A 365-nucleotide genomic window follows, 5' to 3' on the forward strand; every position below is an offset into this window, starting at 1 on the left:
ATTGACGTTGCGCAGCAGCGTAATCCGGTTGCCGCCAGCGCCGCCCTTACCTGACGCTTTCTGCACAATGCCCATAATCAGCTGTTTAGGCCGGGTGGTGGGTTTGGCCGGGCCGTTGGATTCCGCCACCAGCACATCGTTATTCGGCAGCACATAAACCTGACGCGGATGCTGCAGATTGTCAGCGATCTTTTCGATTTTCAGCCCGTCAGCCACTTTTGGCATTTCGCCCGCTTTCCACGGCGTGCCTTCCGGCACCTGCATCGGCGGCATAAAGAAGTTCTGTGCCTGCGGCAGTTCAGGATTCGGTCCGATCTGCTTTTGCGGATCGACAAGCGCACCATCATCACAGCCTGCCAGCAGTG

The 365-nt window shown here is 57.8% G+C and carries 1 pseudogene; it reads right to left on the reverse strand.

The window, feature by feature from the left end:
- A pseudogene (locus SB756_RS28520) lies at positions 1-363 on the reverse strand (sorbosone dehydrogenase family protein); the annotation flags it as partial.
- Positions 364-365: the final 2 nt, after the last annotated feature.

Source organism: Pseudomonas sp. SIMBA_068 (assembly GCF_046534705.1).
GTDB classification, from domain to species: Bacteria; Pseudomonadota; Gammaproteobacteria; order Pseudomonadales; family Pseudomonadaceae; genus Aquipseudomonas; species Aquipseudomonas putida.